This window comes from Oleiphilus sp. HI0117, from assembly GCF_001635235.1.
Genome location: NZ_LWGA01001128.1, coordinates 1 through 628 on the forward strand (window position 1 = coordinate 1; position 628 = coordinate 628).

A 628-nucleotide genomic window follows, 5' to 3' on the forward strand; every position below is an offset into this window, starting at 1 on the left:
ACTACATTGACCTAAACGATGATTACAGAATTACCTCATACTACCCTAATGACGATCTTTCGTTAAAAGAGCTCATAAGCAAAATCCAATCTACGGATATAGATGAAAAGCAACATGCAATTTTAGAAATAATCAGAGAAGAATTGGTCGGAGAAGTTTTTTATTTTTTAGCAGAAAAAATAACTAGCCTCGATATCGGAATGGACTTGCTTACGGAACCGCCCTCAATAATAACCGAACTATTGAAAGATTTTTCCGTACTAGAGGTCTGCGGCTGCATTGAAAGCTCTGTGAACAAGTTTGATCAGAACAAACTTCGCATTCTAAAATGCACTAGTGACGATGACGGTATCGTCAATACTATATGTAATGCAATTGATCGTCAGGATAGATATCACTTTGCCGCCAGACCAACTAAGACCAGTAACCTAATGTACCTTCTAACAGAACATCTGACTGAAATCGGGCCTGACTACTGGAAAAACGAAAGATTGTGGCGCAAATTAGAGCTTCAGGATATTGAATCTAAATTAGAGAGCCTATCTTTCTCTGCGTGCGAATAGCTACTTACTGAATCAAACACCCTAAGGCCAATCAAGCATTACATAACTTTAATAAATATATATTC

The 628-nt window shown here is 37.4% G+C and carries 1 protein-coding gene; it reads left to right on the top strand.

Annotation, left to right across the window (positions count from 1 at the left end; genetic code table 11):
- On the top strand, window positions 1-563 hold a 563-nt coding region (locus tag A3757_RS27070), incomplete at its 5' end, for a hypothetical protein (protein ID WP_197470161.1).
- Between the last annotated feature and the right edge of the window lie 65 nt (window positions 564-628).